Origin of the sequence: Pseudomonas sp. EL_65y_Pfl1_R83 (assembly GCF_963970695.1) — a bacterium.
GTDB lineage: Bacteria > Pseudomonadota > Gammaproteobacteria > Pseudomonadales > Pseudomonadaceae > Aquipseudomonas > Aquipseudomonas tritici.
Genome location: NZ_CAXAQI010000048.1, coordinates 1 through 951 on the forward strand (window position 1 = coordinate 1; position 951 = coordinate 951).

The 951-nt window shown below is 69.0% G+C and carries 1 protein-coding gene; it reads left to right on the top strand.

All coding sequences use genetic code 11. The annotated features are described in order from the left end of the window. Nucleotides 1-780: site-specific integrase (locus AACY08_RS27490; RefSeq protein ID WP_339472260.1), on the top strand; the 780-nt coding region annotated here is incomplete at its 5' end. Nucleotides 781-951: the final 171 nt, after the last annotated feature.

The window sequence follows — 951 nt, forward strand, 5'->3', positions numbered from 1 at the left end:
TTCGGGTGGGGGGTCCGGGGGGAGGGCTTCGCGCTGGTGTCGATCATTACTGTCTGCGAGCGCCGCGAGGCCAAGGGTCTCGATGCGCATGTTCCGCTGATCCTGCGCGGCGACGCGCTCTACGATCCCGATCTGGATCGCTTCTTTCTCGACCTACCGCTGTCGGGTGTCCGCTCACGGCATTCGCTTCGCGCCTATGCCTATGACGTCGCGGTCTGGCTTCGCTTTCTCGATGCCTGCGGCAAGACCGTGTGGGCTGCGACCCGCGACGATGTGGGCGCCTATCATCGTGCGCGACGCCGCGACGAGGCCGATCACCGGATCACGGCAGCAAGCTGGAACCGGGCCGTCGCCAGCCTCGATCGCCTCTACCGCTGGGGCGAGCAGCAAGGGTTGATCGCCGAGGTGCCATTCAGCCGCCGCGCCGTATGGCGACCGGCGCAGGGTGGCCACCGCGACATGATCGCGGCGCGCAACGACGCCTATGAACGTGCCGCCAAGCGATCGGATGTGCGGTTCGTCACGATGGACGACTACCGCATTTTCCGCGAGGTCGGCCTGCGCGGCCTCACCCCTGACGGCACGGAGCGCCCCGGCGCTCGCGATCGGAACGGGCTGCGCAACGCGCTGTTCGCCGACCTTCTCGTCACCACCGGCCTGCGCCTCGAAGAGGCGTCGGGCCTGCTCGCTGCCGAGCTCGCGGTGATCGACCGCGACGGCGACCAGGCCCAACAACTTTGGCTGCCTCTTCCGCCGCCACTTACCAAGGGCGACCGATGACGCAGCGTCCTGGTCCCGCGACGGCTGCTTCGTCAGATCGCCGCCTATGTCGCCGTCGAGCGCGCCGCGGGCGTAGCCAAGTTCGCCGCGCGCGACGGCGCGGCCAAGCTCGAACGGCCGATCCCTGTCACCCGCGCCGGTCTCAACCGCATGCGCCATGTCTGCACCCCG